This is a genomic window from Shimia haliotis (assembly GCF_900114415.1).
In the GTDB taxonomy this organism is placed as follows: domain Bacteria; phylum Pseudomonadota; class Alphaproteobacteria; order Rhodobacterales; family Rhodobacteraceae; genus Shimia; species Shimia haliotis.
The window spans coordinates 81,966-99,790 of record NZ_FOSZ01000008.1 but is presented as its reverse complement, the minus strand read 5'-3'; the positions used below and the strand labels follow the sequence as shown (position 1 = coordinate 99,790).

The following is a 17,825-nucleotide window of genomic DNA, read 5'->3' as shown; positions in this document are numbered from 1 at the left end:
CGCCCACTCACAACAAGCCTGACATCGGGATAACCAGAGCGGGGGAGGCAGAAAACCCGATGGCTTCGATGTCGGTCAAAAGATAAGAGCGCGCTTTGGCGACAGCGCGTACCCGCGTGCCTTCTCGGAAGAATTCATAGTCGCTTTGCGCTCCGGGCAGGATCGCCTGATCCATGCCGTCCCCGCCATGCAGCCGGTCCGCCGGGCCATCTGCAATCAAAATATCATTGCCGCCACCACCCAGCAACGTGTCGATTTTTGTGGTGCCGGATATCCGATTTGCTCCGTCCGTACCCTCAAAAACCCCACCATGCAGGAACGCCCCCTTGGCGCGGGTCTCGTCCCAATGCGCGCCGGCGTCGTTGTATTCGGTCAACGCTTTGTGGCGTGGTGTTTCGTCCCACAAGTGACGCAAATGCCCCCAACTGCCCCATTTGCTCGACGTGCCCACGTCGTAGAACGCATTAAATCCGCGCCCTCCGATGTCACGCCACTGGGATAGGAAATCTACATAGAGCGCGCCCAACTCCTCGCTGGTGGAGAAGGCACCGAAATACGCCGTGAGCAAGTCGTCGTTTGCCCATTTGCCCACGCCGGTCACATGGCTGCCGCCCTCATACATCACCAAGGCCAGCCCGTTGTCCCGCGCCACTTTGGCTTGATAGGGCCACCTTTCGCCAACCAGCCCCTTGAGCGCCCCGTTTTCAAGCGCTTCGACGGTGGCCCGATGCATGCCGTTGAATTTCTGCTTTTCGACAAAATCCGTCAGCGCGGCCCGTTGCAAGCCCTCCGCCTTTCCGGCCGCTTCTGCCCTTGTCCGCGCGTCTTCAAGCCGTCCAAGCACCACTTCTGCGCCGTCGTCCATTCCAAGCTGCACGCCGAAATAGCCGCTCACTGCGTAGGCATCAAAACTCGCCACCGGCGGCGGTGCGCCGTCCTTTTGTGCTTCCGGCGCCTGCAACAACGCTTCTTCCAGTCCAGGCCAACTTGTGTGCGTTGCCGCTACGCGCACCAAACGGGTTTCGGCCTCCTCGCCAAAGACCTCCAGCCAGATCCGGCCCATTGCGCCTGCGCGTTCACCGGCCACCTGCATGTGGCCGTGCTCCACCTTGCCCCAACGGGCCTCGCTTTCTTGCAAGGCCCACTGCGCCTGTTGGAACCCCCAGTTCCAGACTTCGTTGGAATATTCGACATAGGCCACAAGCGCCGGATCCAACCCGTCGCGCACGGTTTCCGCAAACCGGCGCATATAGGTCTCATTGGCCAGATGGGGCATGTTAAACCAAGGGTCGGCTCCGATTTCGTTGGCAAGCTGGATCATCACTTCAACTGGCACGCCGCGCCACGCATAAGAGAAATCACTGACCAACGGTCTGTCGCTCCAGTCGGATTGGAGGGAATTGTTGGTCTGCATCCAATCCATAAAGCGCACCATCCGCAAATCGTTTACCACCCGAATCCAGTCGGGATTGAACACTGCACCCGCTTCGAACAATGGAATGTGTTTCTCGGCCACCACGGAGATGTCGTGCACATAGTCGCCGGTGCGCGTGGGATCGGTGTTGCGGATGCGCACCCCGACGTGCCCCTCTCCCGGCGTGTATTCAAACCATATTTCTTGATCTTCAACGCTTGTAACACGTGCGCGTCCGGTCATTTCCACCGTCCCGCTACCCTGCCACGTCACGCGATAGCGCCCCGACATTGCCTTGGCCTCGGTGGGCTGATCGGTCAGCATGATGGCTTCGATCGAGGAAATCTGATCAGGGATGCCCCAGATCCATCCCGCCTCATCAAACAGGCCAAAGTCTTGCATCGCCTCTGTGGTGACGCCGCCCCACCGGTTGGGCAAATGCCCGATCCACGGACGGGCGGTTTTCATCAGATCAATGAACGCCAGTTGTGTGCCCCAATCGGACACCTCCGCCAAACCCATGGACAAGGCGGGATTTTCTAACCCCAACCCGTTCGCACCTCCGCTTACAAGTGCAGTTGCCGGAGTTTTAAACGGCTGCTCCGGCCCAGCATCAGCCTTTTTTATCTTGGCGCCGCGCTCGGTTGGACTCGCTTGTGCCGCATTTTGAATAGGGTCCAGAACCAGCCGGTGAATTTCTTCCCGCACGGCATCCCAATAGGTGCGTACGTCCGGGTGTATCGTGTCCGGAAGTTCCACCACCTCGGGCAACTCGGATTCAAACAGCCCCACATAAGTTATCGCGCCTGCCAGCAGATACAGGGTGGGTGTGCCATGTGGCGCGTCATCGATGTACAAATCCTCCGGCGTCATATCAAACAACACGCCGCCATCGACCAGCTCGGAAATAACACGCGCCACGGGGATCAAATCAATGCGCACGTCAGGCCGTGCGGCCCGCAGTTGCGCGACATAGTCCTGATACCAGAGGTCATAGTCACCCGCGTTGAACCGCAGATACTTGCGGAACTTGCGCTTTGAAGGCGGAAAGCTGGAAATCCCCGCCATATCCGCCCAGCCTTCATAGATTACGAACCGGTCCGGCGCAGCGGCGGCCATTTTGTCAATCACCGTCACTGTGGCCGACACTGGAGAACTCCCGTCAGGATTTTCGCCGTCATAGGGCTGGTCTGCGTCTTTGTACTGGATAAAGTTCGCGGGATTGATCATCACCACATCCCATCCAACGTCTTCGAAATTTCGGAATTGCCGCCCCCATGCGCGATCCACCTGAGAAAACCGCCAGTTGGCAATAGGTGTCTCGCCTTCTGCAAACTTGCGCAGAAACCCCCATTGCCCATCTATTCCGATGTTGCGGCCGTCAGCTTCGGCGAAGCGGGCCAACCAATGCGGCACGGTGGTTTCATCCGTGTCGCTCAGGTGATGAACAAGGCTGTTACCAAAGACATAGAGGTTCAACGCCTCCGTTTCCTGCGCCGACGCACCGGATCCAAAGAGAGTACACAGCCCCAAGGCCAATGCTCTGACAATGCGCATTCGGCTTCCCTCCAGAAATCACACCTTGAACAAGTATGTGTTGATTCCGGTGTGGCTTAAAAGGGGGCAGCGACAATCTTAGGCGCGCTATGTGATTTTACAGGCTTGTACCGGGCGCGTCGCAAAGCCAATCTGAGCGCACTTTTTTACCGCAGTGGAAGGCGCCGCGCATGATTGGTACGACTGACCCTATGTCCCGTGGATTTGATGTCGAAAGGCTGGATGCCATTCGCGGGTGGATGCAGCGTCTGGTGGATGAGCGCAAACATGCGGGCAATGGTCTTTTGATCGCGCGCGACGGGGATTTGGTGTTTAACCATTTTTCCGGGCTGCGCAGTGTGGAAGACGGTACGGCTTTCGAGCGGGACACAGTGGCGCGGATATATTCGATGACCAAGCCGGTCACGACGGTTGCGCTAATGATGCTGGCCGAGAAGGGACTATTTCATCTGGACGCTCCGGTGTCCGAGTTCCTTCCTGAATTCTCGGATTGTCACGCATTGATCGACGGCGCGACGGCTATCGACCAAACCGAAAAATGTGCGACGCCGACCCTGCACCAGCTTGCGACCCACACATCCGGCCTCAGCTATCCTTTCAATCCCGGAGTTCTGGCTGCTGAGATGGATGTGCAAGACGTGATCTTTCGCGCTGATCAGGCTCCTTTGGCCGACGAGGTTCGCCGTCTTGCTGCGTTGCCCTTGGCCTTCCGGCCGGGAACACGGTGGGAATATTCCGTGGGAATTGATGTCTTGGGCCGCGTGGTCGAAGTAGTCTCGGGGAAATCATTGGCCGCGTTTTTTGAAGACGAAATTTTTGGCCCGCTTGGCATGACAGAAACTGGTTTCTCTGTGCGTCAGGATCAAACCGGCCGCTTTGCCTCGCTCTACACGCCGCTTGCGGGAGACGCGATGGGATTGAACGACGCTGAAAAGGGTGCCGAATCTCTGCGTCGCGTGGATGCAAACCACCGATCGGTTTTTCTCAACGCCACGACCTTTTCCGGCGGCGGCGGTTTGGTTGGAACGATGGACGACTACCTGAGATTTGCCGAAATGCTCCGTCGCGGGGGCGCGCTGGGCGATGCCAGATTGCTTTCGCCCCGCACAACGGCCTTCATGATGTCCAATCACCTGCGCGGCGACATCGCTTCCATGGGACCGGAAAGCTTTGCCGAGCAACCGATGGAAGGTATGGGGTTTGGCCTTGGCGGGGCTGTTGTTCTAGACGCCGGTCGCGCGAGGGTGCCGGGCAGCGTGGGCGACTTTAGCTGGGGGGGAATGGCGTCGACGTTTTTCTGGATTGATCCGGTGGAAAATCTCTCGGTCGTGTTCTTTACGCAGCTTTCGCCCTCAAGCTCCTACCCGACGCGTCCGCAGCTCAAGGCGTTGGTGCACGCGGCGCTCACTGGTTGAAGCCGACCTTGGCAGGGCGGGCTCGCCAGCGGGAAAGCCCACCGACGCAATACCGATGTAATACCGACGCTTTGCCGACGTGAAATTTGGCCGAAAGTCAGCGTGTTAAGGCGATCCTGGCCACTAGGTTGCTTGCGGCAAAGAAAACCGCGGCAACACAGACAATCGATGGCCCCGCAGGTGTGTCCATCGTGTAGCTCATCCAGAGCCCGCCACAAGCCGAGGCGGCCCCAATAATGGCGGCACCTACGGCCATGGCTTCAGGTGATTTTGTGACCGCGCGAGCCGAGGCCGCAGGGATCACCAACAATGCGCCGATCAGCAACGCGCCCACGACCTTGATGGCCACTGCGACGACCACGGCCAATCCGATGGTCAGGACAAGCTGTTCCCGCTTGGGGTCAATGCCGCTGGCATAGGCAAGGTCCGGATTGAGGGTCGATGTCAGCAGCCCTTGCCAGCGCCAGATCACTAGTAAAATAACGCCGATCACGCCAATCCAGATCACAACGAGATCACTTTTTGAGACTGCGAGAATATCCCCGAAAAGGTAGGACATCGGGTCAATCCGGATGCCATGCTGGAGGGAAACGGCCACCAGACCAAAGGCCAGGGCGCTGTGCGCCAGAACGCCCAAAAGCGTATCCATCGCATAGCCGCGCCCGGCGAGTGTGGTCACAGTGATTGCCATCGCCAAAGCAACCGCCAGCGTGCCCACAAAGATGGATATGCCGAAGGCCAAAGAAAAGGCCACGCCGAGGATCGCCGCATGGGCCGTAGCATCCCCAAAGTAGGCCATCCGGCGCCAAACGACGAAACAGCCCAAAGGCGCCGCGGCGAGCGAAACACCAATCCCTGCCAAAATGGCGCGCACCAGAAAATCATCAAACATATCAGTGGCTTTCGAGGTGTGAATGGTCGTGGTCACAGGCGTCGCCATCGTGGTGGTGATGGTCGTGCTCATGACGATAGAGCGCCAGCGCGCCGTGGGTTCCGGTTCCAAAGAGCGCGCGGTATTCGGGAGCAGAGGCGACAATCTCTGGCGAGCCGTGGCAGCACACATGCCCGTTCAGACAGACCACCCGATCACTTGCACTCATGACCACGTGCAGCTCGTGGCTGACCATAAGAACCGCTGCGCCGGTTTCTCGCCTAACTTGTTCGATTTGCGTGTAAAAATCGGCTGACCCGGGTTGGTCAAGTCCGGTAGTCGGCTCATCCAGTATCAGGAGATCGGGCTTGTCCATTAGGGCTCTCGCCAGCAGAACCCGTTGGAATTGCCCCCCAGAAAGCCCCGACATGGGACGATCCGCAATGTCCTCTGCGCCAGCTTGGCGCAGGGCGTCGGCGACGGCTTTTGAAGGCCGACGATGAGGCAAAGACAAAAACCGCCCGGCGGTCAGCGGCAGTGTCGGATCAATCGCAAGGCTTTGAGGAACATAACCTATTTTGAGGTTCGCAGCCTTCAGAACAGTGCCAATTTCCGGCTTCACCGCGCCGATCACACAGCGCAAGAGCGTTGATTTTCCAGATCCATTGGGGCCGACGATGGTGACGATTTCGCCCTTGTCGATCGACATGCTGACGTTGTTCAGGGCCTGATGGCCGCCGAGTTTCACCGAAACGTCTTTGACCGTCACAAGTCTCACGTTGCTTGCCCCTGACAGGACGGGCATAGGCCTTCCGCTTCAACCACTGTTTTCTCGATCTCAAAACCCATGTCGCTGGCCGCGTCCTTAAGGCCGGAGCGCGTCGGCATTCCTGTTTCGGCCACGGTATCGCAACCACGACAAATCAGAAAAACCGGGGTGTGCTGATCCGTTGGGTGGGTGCAGGCGACATAGGCATTAAGCTTTTCCACTTTGTGCACAAAGCCGTGCTCTGTGAGGAAATCCAAAGCGCGATAAACCACTGGTGGTTGAGAGGCAAAGCCCTCATCGCTGAGAAGGCCAAGAATGTCATAGGCGCCCATGGCCCGATGTTCTTGCAACAGGATTTCCAACACCCGGCGACGCCCTTTCGTCAGACGCAAACCTTTGTCAGCGCACGTGTTTTCAACGGCCTTCAGGCCGCCATTAACGCAGGCCGTGTGATCGTGTTGGCTAAACCCGATGCTTTCCATTCGACGCTCCTCAAGATTTTCACTTGATATAGTATAACATTTTCTTTAGTGCCAGTCACCGCGTTACATAATTTACAAGGGTGCCCCGATGAAAACTATTTCTGCCAGTCTTTTTGCTCTGATGGCCGCGACCCTCAGTGTGAATGCTGAAACGCCGCGTGTTGTGGCTGATATTGCGCCAGTTCATAGCCTTGTGGAGCAGGTTATGGAAGGCGTGGGCACTGCCACTTTGTTGATGAAACCGGGTGTTTCGCCGCATGGCTACGCCTTGCGTCCCTCAGAGGCGCGGGCATTGCAGAATGCCGGTCTGGTGATCTGGGTTGGCCCTCAGCTTGCGCCGCAGATTGAGAAATCAATCGAGTCTCTGGCAGGCGATGCGCATGTAATAACGTTGTTGTCTCAAGAGCCCACAATAAAGTTTGACTATCGCGGACCAGATGATTTCGAGGTTACGGCGAAAGATGACCACGATGATCACGGCCACGATGATCACGAAAACCACGACGATCATAGCGACCACGACGACCACGACGAGCATGAAGGCCACGATGACCACGACGGGCATGAAGGCCATGACCACTCGGGTCTAGACAGCCACGCCTGGCTGGATCCGGAGAATGCGAGTATCTGGCTCGGCCTCATTGCAGCAGAGCTTTCGGAAATCGATCCGGAAAACGCAGGAACCTATCGGGTAAACGCCGAAGCGGCACAGGCGGAGCTTGAAGAGATGAAGGTCGAGATTTCACGGAAACTGGAACCTTTGCGGGGCGCAAACTACATGGTCTTCCACGACGCGTATCAGTATTTTGAGCAACGTTTTGGGTTGAAAACCGCCGGCGCCATTCGGGTGGGTGACGCATCTTCACCCAGCGCTGCGCGCTTGCGCGAGGCCCGCGAAACACTAAAAGAGCATCATATCCAATGTATCTTTAGCGAGCCACAGTTCCCGGATTCGCTTGTCGCGTCGGTGTCAGAAGGACTGGACATTCACACCGCGGAAGTCGATCCGCTTGGCGCCGAGCAGGATACTGGTCCTGCGCTCTATAAAGCAGTGATCACCAATCTGGCGGACACCTTTGTCGACTGCCTAAGCCACGATCACTAGCAAAAATCCGACCTATCAGAGGTTTAGAAAAATCATGTTACCAAGGCCCCAGAGCAGTAGCTGAAAGTGCGTGTTCTGGGCGCCCTCGTGACAAAACCAATAGCTGAAATGATTGCCGACCACGGTGAACATTGACCACAATCCAGTGAACATCAGAGCGCCGATCAGGGCCACGCCGCGCGCCATTGAGGGCAGGGCGATACCAAGCGCCGCAAGTGCCATGGCCAAAACTCCAACCCACAAGACAACGGCGGTCGTGATCTCGGCTGCCACTATCAAGCGAAACAGGCCTTTTTGCCATCCGCGTGAGTGGATGGCGCGATGGGCGACGCGTTCGTACTCTTCGGGGAAATCCTCTTTCATCCGTTCCATCGTCAGAACCTGAGCGGTGAAAACCTCGTTCACAGGAGGATGGAGGATATTGTCGCGCACGCCGGTGGTGAGCCAAAGCGTTGGAAGTAAGAGTGAAAACGTCTGCGCAAAAAGCAAAATATCCATTGCGAAACCCCCCTCATAAAAAGCGGGCCGCCCAAAAGGAGCGGCCCGCCATTGTTTTTACAACCTGATTTAGGTCCAGTGCAGCTTGGCTGGGTGGATCTCGAATGAGATGTGGTGTGCACCGCCCTCGAGCCCTTCGACCGTGTGGTTATAGAGCGAACGCCAGTAAGGCTGGATGGTAACGGCATCTTCCTGCAGCATCGCCTGACCTTTGGCCATCAGCGCACGGCGTTTCTCGATGTCGGCTGTCGCCAGCGCTTTTTCGAGAATGGCATCAAATTCGGCATTCGAGTAACCGAATTCGTTCCAGGCTTCGCCCGAGCGATAAGCAAGTGCCCAAACCTGAACGCCCAGCGGACGGTGGTTCCAGTTGGTGGAGCTGAACGGATACTTCGCCCAGTCGTTCCAGAAGGTGGAGCCTGGCAGGATGGTCCGCTTGACGTTGAATCCGGCGTCACGCAGCTGTGCTGCGACGGCGTCGGTGGTGTTCTTACGCCATGCGTCGTCAATCGAGGTGATCTCCATCTCGAAATCACTCATGCCAGCTTCGTCCAGAAGCGCCTTGGCGCCAGCCGGATCGTGCTTCATCGCGGGCAGTTCGGCATATTCCGGATGCATCGGGCCAACATGGTGGTTTTCCGCAACCTGACCACGACCGTCGTAGCCCAGTTCCAGAAGCACATTGTTGTCCACCGCCATCGCAATCGCCTTGCGGACGCGTGCATCGGCATAAGGCTTCATGCCGTCAACTTCGGCAAGCTGGTTCGGGCGAACAACGATGGTCGCTGCAGTCACGATTTCATGCTCAACCCAGCCGTCGAGCGAGGTGATCAGATCGATGAATTCGCCATCCACGTCGTAGAGCATATCGATTTCTTCGGCTTCAGCCGCAGCAACCCATGCAGCTGGATCGGTGCCGTAGTCGATATATTCAACGCGGTCCATCCAAGCGCCGTTGCCTTCGTTCCACCAGGTGTGGTTCTCGTTACGCACCAGAACGGCTTTGACACCGACTTCGATGCTTTCAGGCAGATAAGGACCGGTGCCGATCGGGTTGGTCAACATGTCGTCCGGGTTGAACGAGCTGTGCACAATCGCCGCCGGATAGTCCGCCATGCCCGGGATCAGAGAGATATCTGGTTTTGGCAGGTTCAATTTGACGGTGTGGCTGTCTACCACCTCGATGCCACCGGCAACCGCTTTGTTGGTTTCGGGGTCGATCAGGGTTGCGAAACGGCCCGCCATCGAGTTGCCTTCGACGTCCTTATCGCACCAGCCTTCGATGTTGCGTGCCACGTCTTCTGCGGTGAAGTCGTCGCCGTTGTTCCACTTCACGCCTTTGCGGACGTTCAGGGTATATGTGGTCGCGTCTTCGGAAATTTCCCAACTTTCCAGAAGGTTCGGTCCGAATGTGCCTTCACGGCCATAGTCAACGAGGTATTCCAACCAGCCGCGTGAAACGTTGGCGATTTGCGACCAGTCATAAGTCCGCGGGTCTTTGAGGGCGCGCACTTCCTGCTGGATGCGCACGGTGCCGCCAGCCTTGGCGTGACCGTCGGCATAGGCAGGGGCGGCCATGCCAAGCATCCCGTATGCGGTGGCTGTAGTCGCGCCAAAGGCGCTCGCAAGCGCGAGGAACTCGCGGCGGTTCACCTCATCATTGCCAACTTTGCCGGCTTGGTCGGTGATCACCTTGGGCATCGGCTTGCCGGTACGTGTCTTAAAGGTCATTTGCTTCCTCTCTGTTGTGTTCGGGGTATCCCCGGTGTGCAGTCTTTGCTGCGTTTTGTTGTGGCGGGCAGTGGTGACCCGCCGGTTCTTATTTCTTGTCGGGCGCCTCTCTCAGAGCGACGCTACGCCTTTGTCAGTAGATTGCTGCGCTCCGTTTGCGGGGCATTCGCCGCGTGTCTGCGACCTGCAGTATGGTGCAGCGCGCCGGTCACGGCGCAAGATATCTTCGCGACATCTGTGAATGTTTTCGAAGAGATCCTGTGTCCCAAACTCAAATGTTTCCCCCAATGGCGTCCGGCTTTCCTCCTCATCATAGCCTTCCGCAGCGCAAGCGTGGGACGCAATAAATAAACTTTCCGTGTGGTTAAGTGGATTCGTCAAGCCCGCATTCCATTTTTTTGGTTGCTGGCTTCGCTATTCCAGGCCTCCGACTGTGGGCTATTGCCGGCGCAATTGCTGTCCGATTTCATATAAGACTGCCGCCCTATCTGACCAGAACATGTCTGCATCGTCGCATCACTGGCCCACGTCAAAACGTGACCGACAGGAGCGTTGGTCAAAGCCTGGGCTGGCGTGGGCGAGCTATTTGGGTGCCGTAGCATGCCCGAGTTTAGGTTTAGATGGTGCAGGGTCCTCTGGTCCGTAACCGACCCGTCCTGTCGCATATTCGACACTTGCGGCCAATTGAAACGCTTTGGGCCCGCGCAAGGCGGCGCCTGGCATCAAAATGGGGTCTGATTCCAATGTTTGGTGCAACGCCGTCGCGCTCTGTGGTATCAGTTCAAAAAAGTATCAAGAGGTCGAGGCACTTGCGCATTCTCAGCGTCACATCGGTTCGAAATGAAGGGCCTTATTTGCTGGAATGGATTGCGCATCATCGGGCTGCGGGCGTCAGCGATTTTCTGGTCTATTCCAACGATTGCGATGATGGCACCCACGAGTTGTTGCAGGTTTTGCACGCAGCCGGCGTGGTGGTCCACGTTCCGCATGAGCCCGCTACGGACAAGTCAATTCAGTGGCAAGCCCTGCGAGCGGCATGGAAACATCCATTGCGCAAAGGTGCGGATTGGGTGCTGGTCAGCGACGTGGACGAGTTCATCAACATTCACGCATCGGGGCATACGATACCCGACCTGATCAATGCACTGCCGGACGATGCGGACGCTATCGTTTTGCCTTGGCGTTTGTTCGGGAACAGTGAGGTAGTAGGGATTGACGCTTTGCCCGTCACGGAACAATTCACTCGGGCTATTCCGCCTGAGGCGCAGTATCCGATTGCGGCAAGTTTGTTCAAAACCCTGTTCCGGGCCAAAGGTCCGTTTAATCAATTTGGAGTGCACCGCCCCAAACAAAAGCCCAAAAACAGAGCCGCGCCGCCAAAGATCTACGACGGGTCGGGCAAGCTGATGCATTCATTTTTGGCCGAGAATCCGCAGCGATTGTCGTTGTGGCAACTTGGAGTGGCCCGCGATCTGGTGGAACTCAATCACTATGCTGTGCGTTCCGCCGCTGCTTTTATCGTCAAGCGAGATCGAGGGTTGCCCAATCGGGCAACAAAACAGATCGATCTTGCTTATTGGGTGGAACGAAATTTCAATACAGTAGAAGATCGCAGTATCTCGAAGATGGCGAAGGCGACACAGGCTGAGTTGAAAGAATTGCGGCGGCTACCGGATGTGGAGGCGCACTATGCCGGAGCTTTAAACTGGCATCGCGCGCGTTTTGAATATTTGATCAAGCATCCGGAATATCAGGAACTTATGACGCAAATCCTCTGCGCCGGAGGTTCGGACGTGCCTACGCCGCAATTGCAGAAAATGCTGGTTCGGTGGTATCAATCTGCCAACAAAGAGAATTGATAAGGTCCAACAGGGGCCGAGCAGGTCGAAAGTATGAGCAAACCCGCGTTTTATACGCGCCAGATGTCGCATGTCGCCCTTGGAGAGGCCAAGTTGTTGGCCTGTTTAGAAGTCGCGCCTGATCAGGCGATGGCGTTTTTCAAGACAGGGGTGGCAACCGATCGATTTGCAAAGGCCGAAACCGGCCGACTTGCGATGATGCGCAGTGTTGGCAATGGTGCAATTGCCCATCTCGAAGGGTTCGCGAACCAACCTGCATTGGCGGTGGACGGGCAGGCGTATGACTTGCCACTAACCGCGCCGGAATTGTCCCTCTTTGAGGGGCTGAATTGTTTTCTTGCTGTGCGGAATGGCGAAACTGTCGAGAGCACATTGACATGGCTCAGAGTGCACGCCGAGACCCAGAATTTGCAGGCTGCCTTGATCATTGATCGGGCCAAGCCCGGTCAAGACGAAGCTTACCTGGAGGCGCTTGAGGCTGGAATTTCCAATATCAAAGGCCTGAAGACTGTTTTGGTTTTACGGGCCGACGTGGCACTGGGTCAATTGGATTTGCCTCCCGAACAGCATCCGTTCAACGCGCCGGATGCTCCGGGGAAAGATCGGATGGATGTGCCTGCTGCGGAGCCTTGGTCGTCGCCCTTGGGAGAGCTGCAACTCTTTGAATTGATGCGCTATTGGTTCCTTGCAAAGGCGCGTGCTGTTGCACTTTTGGATATTTCCGATGTGCTGAGTGGCGACAAAGGCAAAGCGGTTAAAGGCAAAACGGTTTTTGACAAAGCCGAAAAATCACTGACTGGGTCGATCAATTTGGTCGGGCTGCATTGCTACCCTTGGCGTGTGCGCAACAACGACGATGTTAGCTTTGGCGACCACATTTGTGTTCAGTTTGACGCCACTCAGGCGCGGCGGCGTTGGTGCGTGGCACCTGCCAAGGCCAAGCCGGATGCTGTCTGGCGCCTGATCCGCGTAGTTGGCACGCGGCCTGCAAATGATGAGTGGGTCAAGTTTTACCGGTTTATGGGGCTGCGACATCCCGGGGACTCAGTGTCGAAAATTGTGCCCAAGACTTCGCTGATTGAAGACGATGAATTGCGAAAAATGTCGCGTAAGCTGTTCGGTCACAAGGCCCTTCGGATGCCTGAACTGGACGCGCCGAAGGCGGACCTTTCAAACAACGAAGTCGCCATCATCACATGTATGAAGAATGAAGGGCCGTTTATTCTTGAATGGCTGGCCTATCACCGCGCCATCGGGGTGAACCGGTTTATTGTTTATACCAACGACTGCAACGACGGGACGGATACGTTTCTCGACCTGTTGCAGGACAAGGGTCTGCTTCAGCACCGTGACAACCCTTTCAAGGGGACAGGACTGAAGCCGCAGCACGCAGCGTTGCAGGCGGGCGAGAAAGAAGAGATCATCAAGGATGCGGATTGGGTGATCTCGATGGATGTGGACGAGTTCATCAACGTCAAGACCGGAGATGGTACCCTAAAGGCGCTTTTTGATGCGGTGCCGGATGCCAACCTGATTTCGTGCACTTGGCGTCTGTTTGGCAATTCTGACGTGCATGAATACTCGGACACGCCATTGATCGAGCAGTTCACCCGTTGCGCGTTGGAAATGACACGCAAGCCCCATCAGGCTTGGGGTTTCAAAACGCTCTATCGCAACATCGGTCTGTTTAAAAAGCTCGGCGTTCACAGGCCCAAAGGGCTGAACCCTCAGCTCTGGTCACATATCAATTGGGTCAACGGGTCCGGCAAGCCGCTGCCGCGAGACATGTATCGCAATGCTTGGCGTTCGACGACGTCAACCATCGGCTATGATATGGTGCAATTGAACCACTATGCCGTGCGATCAGCGGAGAGCTTTTTGGTGAAACGGGATCGCGGGCGTGTAAACCATGTCGATCGGGATCAAGGCATGGCCTACTGGTTTCGCATGAACAACAACGTGGATGAGGACACATCTATCCAGCGGATGATTCCTGCAATGCAGGCAGAGATGGACGCCCTTTTGGCCGATCCTGAAATAGCCGAAGCACACGCCTATTCCGTTGATAAGCACCGCGCAAAAATCGACGCACTTAAGCAAACTTCAAATTACGCACAGTTTTATGAAGATCTAACGAGTGCACGGCAGGAGCGGCTGGCCCGCATGCACCCCTATTTTGGGGCCAATGTTTTCCTTGCCGGACCCGAGGTTATCCCTGATTGGGTGTGGGAGCGAAAAGACCTGCCGGAAGATTTCTTCTTTACGGTCGAAAAACAGGAAACAGCACACTAACAGCTGTTTGAAATTCGGAGACAGTGCCGCTTTGATTGGCTAATCTGTTCTCAAATAATGAACAAAGGTGAGGCGAGATGTCCGGGCTTCCAGAAATTGCATCCTTGTGGATTGGCGGGCGACTGTCGTGGTTGGAACAACTTTGTCTGAAATCCTTTGCGGATATGGGACATCACACGACTCTATATAGTTATGAGGAAATCCCCAATATTCCCGAGGGTGTCCACGCAGCGGATGCTTCTGAGATTTTCCCGGGAGAGCCGATGCACAGGCATGTGCGCACCGGAAGCCCCGCGATCCATGCGGATTTGTGGCGGCTCAATATGTTGGCGAAAACCGACAAGATTTGGGTGGATGCGGATATCTATTGCTATCGCCCGTTCAATTTCACCCGCAAGACAGTTTTCGGTTGGGAGAAAGACGGGCTGGTCTGCAACGCGGTGCTGGGTTTGCCCAAAACATCACGTGCTCTGAAGGGGATGCTCGAGTTTTTTGAGGACGAATATGCGATTGGGCCGTGGCTCAAACCGTGGCAGCAAAAAGAACTGCAAGCCGAAAAAGATGCGGGCAAGCCCGTGCATATGACCGCGCAGAATTGGGGTTTTACCGGACCGGCCGCAGTGACGTGGTTTCTTACGCAGTCAGGCGAAATCAAATACGCGGAGCCTGTTGAAGCGTTCTATCCGGTGTCGTTCAAAGACAGGAACAAGATGTTCCAAAGCAAGTTTGACATCGAAAAAGACTGGCTGACCGAAGATACTAAGGCAGTGCATTTTTGGGCGCGCCGGATGAAGCCGCGATTGCAGGAAGCAGAGAACAACCGCCCCCGTCGCGGGTCGTTTATGGATGAGGTGATGAAAAAGCACGGCATCGACCCGGATGCAGCGCCGATCCCAGCCAAACGAGTCACGCATAAGGCCCCTGTGGACGATCCGGAATTCCGCGCCAAAATTGCGATTGAATCCCTCAAGGGAGAGGCCTCGGTCGAGAAGATTTCGCGAGACTTCCTTGTTGATAAGCAGTTTATCAAAGACTGCCGTGCAAAACTGATCGAAGCGGCACCGCGTCTGTTTCAAGAGGGTTAAGCGATGGACTACCAGCCACGCATTCTTGATAACTACCTTCATACCAAGCACTTTTTGCAATTGGTGAATGTGCCTGTGTTTGGCAAACCGTTCCTTTACATGAAAAATCACAAAGCTGCCTGTACCACGGTCTTGGCGACCCTGATGGACAACCTCATCAAACTTCGTGGGGACGGAGCCGAGACCATCGACATGGCGAGCGTCCACACCCCGCCCAAATCTCTTTTGCTGACAGGGCCGCGCGGGTTGAATATGCCGCGCGTGATGGAAGATTTGGCGGATCGGCGGGTCTTTAAATTTACAATCGTCAGAGAGCCGGTGGCGCGGACGGTGTCGGCCTTCTCCGACAAGATCATCAAAGGGGAGAAGCAGAAGGCGAAACTTATGCGGCATCTAAAACGCCCAGTCGACAGCGATATTTCCCTGTCGGAATTTCTTGATATCATGGCAAATGATGAGGGCGCGCGGGAAGTCGATCGTCACTGGCGAAGTCAGCGCAAAGAAGTGTCATACGAGTTCATTGATTATGATTTCGTGGGAGACATGGCGGATTTGAACGGTGCGATGAGCCATGTGGTCAAAACCCTTTTTGATGTGGATACCCCTGAACTTCAGGACACGCGCAAATCTCTTGGTCACAGATCTGCAAGTGCGGACATGATTGCGGCGATGACCGCAGCCGACCGGCGCAACATCGAAATCGCTTTTGGTGAAGACTTCGAGATGTATGAGGACGTGCGCCAGCGGCTCGCGCTAGCCGCATAATGGCAGACGGCACAGTGTCAGAACCAACGCAACTTGAATGGCGGAAAAATCTCGAAAAGGTGGGTGCTGCCGAAGGCTTCTATGAAGCCTTGGGTGATGAGCATACCGCGCTGTTTGTCGAACGCGGCAAGACGTTGATCGTTACGTTTGAGAACCTCGATCACGTTTATGAACGCGGCGAGGACAGGATGCCATGGGGGTATGATTTTGTCTCCTCACGCGGCTGGTCCATGCTGGGTCTGATGGCACATGACTGGACCTGGTATCGGGATGATGCGGTGCATGATTTCTTTGATCGGTTGCGCGATGACGGCTTCTTTGAGCGTTTCGACAATGTGATTTTCTATGGGGCGTCAATGGGGGCTTATGCGGCCTCTGTGTTTTCGGCGGCAGCACCAGGTGCGACGGTAATTTGTATTTCACCGCAGGCTACGCTGGACCGAGAGATCGCAAGCTGGGAAACCCGATATCGCAAAGCTTGGCGAAGAGATTTTCACAGTCGCTATGCTTACGGCCCCGAGATGGTCCAGAGCGCCGCAGCGGTGCATGTTTTTTATGATCCTCGTGCCGCGCTGGATGCCATGCACGCCGCGCTTTTCCAGGGGGAAAACGTAATAAAGTACCGCTGCCGGTTTATGGGGCATCGGATCGCCTCTCTTTGGCTTTTGATGGGGGTACTTAAACCTGTCATCGAAGGCTGCGTCGCCGGAACAATGACACAACCGGAGTTCTATACCCTGCTGCGCAGGCGGCGGGAGGTTGCCCGTTATCAAAAAGAAATGCTGGCTGCGCTGGAGAAGGCTGACAGACCCAAATTGATCCGTCGCTATTGCACAGCGGTGCTTGCGCGGCGGGGGGCACCGGTTTTTCGCAAGGCCTTGCGCGCGGCAGACGCTCGCATCGCCAAGTTCAAAAGCTGACTACTGCCGCCGCAGTGTGTCGCCAAAGCTGATTTTGGGGGTCAGTGTTACTGAGTTATCTGTATCCTCACCTTGCACGCGGGACGCGATAATTTCAGCTGCCTTCACACCTATCTCCCGACGGCAGGCATCCATGGTTGCAAGTTGACGCGGAAGCCCTTGCAGCAGTTCGACACCGTTAAAGCCCGCAAGTCCGATCTGTCCGGGCACATCAATGCCTTTCTCCATCAAATAAAGCAGTCCACCGGCGCCAATCATATCGTTGGAATAATAGATGAAATCGATGTCTGGCGAGCGATCGAGCACAGCTTTGGTCATCTCACGCCCCTTGGCCAGCGCCGAGCCGCCCGAATAGAATTCCCGTTCGGTCACTTCCACGCCGGATTTCGCAAGCGTTTCCGTGAACCCCTCGAAGCGTTTACGCGCGCGGTGGTCGAGCGGCATTTTTGTCCCGAGGAACGCGATTTTCTTGTAGCCGGCCTCAAGGATGGATGCGGCCATTACGCGGCCTGCGCGGCGGTGGGAAATGCCGACCATTGCATCCACGGCCTCTCCATCGGCATCCATGATCTCTACGACAGGGATACCGCTGGCATTCATCATGGCTCGGGCGGCTTCTGTGTGTTCAAGCCCTGCAATGATCACACCGGATGGGCGCCAAGATAGCATCTCATAAAGAACTTTTTCTTCTTTTTCAGGAAGATAGTCGGTTACGCCGACAACCGGTTGCAACTCGGTGTCTTCCAGCACCTGACTTACGCCGGCGAGGACTTCGGGAAAAACCATGTTTGACAGCGACGGAATGATCACAGCGACAAGGTTTACGCGTTGACTGGCCAGCGCGCCGGCGATCTTGTTGGGCACATATCCCAGTTCCTTGGCCGCAGTCAGAACTTTTTCACGGGTCGCCGCGGAGACGTCCCCGCGGTTGCGCAGGACTCGGCTGACGGTCATTTCGGAAACGCCAGAGGCTTCAGAAACATCACGAAGGGTCAAGGAACGGTTGCTTTGTGTCATTGATTATTTTCCCGCTGAACTTCCTGAGATGCTAGCGTGAACATC

General features: G+C 56.0%; 14 protein-coding genes. 7 read left to right on the top strand and 7 right to left on the bottom strand.

Translation table 11 applies throughout. The features are described from left to right. Positions 1 to 7: 7 nt before the first annotated feature. Entirely contained in the window at positions 8 to 2,971 is a 2,964-nt protein-coding gene (locus BM069_RS16690) for a calcium-binding protein (RefSeq protein ID WP_093325380.1), read from the bottom strand. Positions 2,972 to 3,141: 170 nt separating this feature from the next. Between BM069_RS16690 and BM069_RS16685 the strand changes: the two genes are divergently transcribed. After that, the gene (locus BM069_RS16685) at positions 3,142 to 4,386 is read left to right on the top strand and encodes a serine hydrolase domain-containing protein (protein ID WP_244503648.1); all 1,245 of its coding nucleotides are present in this window, start codon (positions 3,142 to 3,144) and stop codon (positions 4,384 to 4,386) included. A gap of 97 nt (positions 4,387 to 4,483) precedes the next feature. Here BM069_RS16685 and BM069_RS16680 read toward each other — a convergent pair whose 3' ends face one another. The 3 genes from BM069_RS16680 to BM069_RS16670 are packed head-to-tail and all read right to left on the bottom strand — an operon-like array spanning position 4,484 to position 6,508. After that, positions 4,484 to 5,278 (bottom strand): metal ABC transporter permease, encoded by a 795-nt coding sequence (locus BM069_RS16680; RefSeq protein ID WP_093325378.1) that lies wholly within the window; start codon positions 5,276 to 5,278, stop codon positions 4,484 to 4,486. A gap of 1 nt (position 5,279) precedes the next feature. Beyond that, positions 5,280 to 6,035, bottom strand: coding sequence for a metal ABC transporter ATP-binding protein (locus BM069_RS16675; protein ID WP_093325435.1), 756 nt, complete (start codon positions 6,033 to 6,035; stop codon positions 5,280 to 5,282). After that, entirely contained in the window at positions 6,032 to 6,508 is a 477-nt protein-coding gene (locus BM069_RS16670) for a transcriptional repressor (protein WP_093325377.1), read from the bottom strand. The genes BM069_RS16675 and BM069_RS16670 overlap by 4 nt, the downstream gene beginning before the upstream one ends. 88 nt (positions 6,509 to 6,596) lie before the next feature. On the opposite strand from BM069_RS16670, the gene BM069_RS16665 reads away from it, so the two are divergent. Then, on the top strand, positions 6,597 to 7,613 hold the full coding sequence (locus BM069_RS16665) for a zinc ABC transporter substrate-binding protein (protein WP_093325375.1): 1,017 nt from the start codon (positions 6,597 to 6,599) through the stop codon (positions 7,611 to 7,613). A 15-nt stretch (positions 7,614 to 7,628) separates the two neighbouring features. Here the strand turns inward: BM069_RS16665 and BM069_RS16660 are convergent, their stop codons facing one another. Both BM069_RS16660 and BM069_RS16655 read right to left on the bottom strand, forming a co-directional pair. Next, positions 7,629 to 8,111 carry a DUF2165 family protein gene (locus BM069_RS16660; RefSeq protein ID WP_093325374.1) on the bottom strand — a complete coding sequence of 161 codons (483 nt, stop codon included), beginning with the start codon at positions 8,109 to 8,111 and terminating at the stop codon, positions 7,629 to 7,631. Positions 8,112 to 8,180: 69 nt separating this feature from the next. Further along, positions 8,181 to 9,842, bottom strand: a complete 1,662-nt coding sequence (locus tag BM069_RS16655; RefSeq protein WP_093325372.1) for an ABC transporter substrate-binding protein — start codon at positions 9,840 to 9,842, stop codon at positions 8,181 to 8,183. Between the two features lie 743 nt (positions 9,843 to 10,585). On the opposite strand from BM069_RS16655, the gene BM069_RS16650 reads away from it, so the two are divergent. The 5 genes from BM069_RS16650 to BM069_RS16630 all read left to right on the top strand — a co-directional run bounded on the left by BM069_RS16650 (position 10,586) and on the right by BM069_RS16630 (position 16,763). Then, positions 10,586 to 11,701 (top strand): glycosyltransferase family 2 protein, encoded by a 1,116-nt coding sequence (locus BM069_RS16650; protein ID WP_170846770.1) that lies wholly within the window; start codon positions 10,586 to 10,588, stop codon positions 11,699 to 11,701. Positions 11,702 to 11,734: 33 nt separating this feature from the next. Further along, positions 11,735 to 13,993: a glycosyltransferase family 2 protein gene (locus BM069_RS16645; RefSeq protein ID WP_093325369.1), complete on the top strand. Its 2,259-nt coding sequence runs from the start codon at positions 11,735 to 11,737 to the stop codon at positions 13,991 to 13,993. A gap of 77 nt (positions 13,994 to 14,070) precedes the next feature. Further along, complete coding sequence (locus BM069_RS16640) at positions 14,071 to 15,078, top strand: hypothetical protein (RefSeq protein ID WP_093325368.1); 1,008 nt, start codon at positions 14,071 to 14,073, stop codon at positions 15,076 to 15,078. Between the two features lie 3 nt (positions 15,079 to 15,081). Further along, positions 15,082 to 15,843: a sulfotransferase family 2 domain-containing protein gene (locus BM069_RS16635; RefSeq protein WP_093325366.1), complete on the top strand. Its 762-nt coding sequence runs from the start codon at positions 15,082 to 15,084 to the stop codon at positions 15,841 to 15,843. Next, the gene (locus tag BM069_RS16630) at positions 15,843 to 16,763 is read left to right on the top strand and encodes a hypothetical protein (RefSeq protein WP_093325365.1); all 921 of its coding nucleotides are present in this window, start codon (positions 15,843 to 15,845) and stop codon (positions 16,761 to 16,763) included. Before BM069_RS16635 ends, BM069_RS16630 begins: the two co-directional genes overlap by 1 nt. Here the strand turns inward: BM069_RS16630 and BM069_RS16625 are convergent, their stop codons facing one another. Beyond that, entirely contained in the window at positions 16,764 to 17,780 is a 1,017-nt protein-coding gene (locus BM069_RS16625) for a LacI family DNA-binding transcriptional regulator (RefSeq protein ID WP_093325363.1), read from the bottom strand. Between the last annotated feature and the right edge of the window lie 45 nt (positions 17,781 to 17,825).

Bases quoted from the DNA above. Each gene is read 5' to 3' on its own strand.
- BM069_RS16630 (WP_093325365.1), top strand. From the start codon at position 15,843: ATGGCAGACGGCACAGTGTCAGAACCAACGCAACTTGAATGGCGGAAA.
- BM069_RS16665 (WP_093325375.1), top strand. From the start codon at position 6,597: ATGAAAACTATTTCTGCCAGTCTTTTTGCTCTGATGGCCGCGACCCTC.
- BM069_RS16655 (WP_093325372.1), bottom strand. From the start codon at position 9,842: ATGACCTTTAAGACACGTACCGGCAAGCCGATGCCCAAGGTGATCACC.
- BM069_RS16685 (WP_244503648.1), top strand. From the start codon at position 3,142: ATGATTGGTACGACTGACCCTATGTCCCGTGGATTTGATGTCGAAAGG.
- BM069_RS16640 (WP_093325368.1), top strand. From the start codon at position 14,071: ATGTCCGGGCTTCCAGAAATTGCATCCTTGTGGATTGGCGGGCGACTG.
- BM069_RS16645 (WP_093325369.1), top strand. From the start codon at position 11,735: ATGAGCAAACCCGCGTTTTATACGCGCCAGATGTCGCATGTCGCCCTT.
- BM069_RS16680 (WP_093325378.1), bottom strand. From the start codon at position 5,278: ATGTTTGATGATTTTCTGGTGCGCGCCATTTTGGCAGGGATTGGTGTT.
- BM069_RS16625 (WP_093325363.1), bottom strand. From the start codon at position 17,780: ATGACACAAAGCAACCGTTCCTTGACCCTTCGTGATGTTTCTGAAGCC.
- BM069_RS16670 (WP_093325377.1), bottom strand. From the start codon at position 6,508: ATGGAAAGCATCGGGTTTAGCCAACACGATCACACGGCCTGCGTTAAT.
- BM069_RS16660 (WP_093325374.1), bottom strand. From the start codon at position 8,111: ATGGATATTTTGCTTTTTGCGCAGACGTTTTCACTCTTACTTCCAACG.
- BM069_RS16690 (WP_093325380.1), bottom strand. From the start codon at position 2,971: ATGCGCATTGTCAGAGCATTGGCCTTGGGGCTGTGTACTCTCTTTGGA.
- BM069_RS16635 (WP_093325366.1), top strand. From the start codon at position 15,082: ATGGACTACCAGCCACGCATTCTTGATAACTACCTTCATACCAAGCAC.
- BM069_RS16650 (WP_170846770.1), top strand. From the start codon at position 10,586: ATGTTTGGTGCAACGCCGTCGCGCTCTGTGGTATCAGTTCAAAAAAGT.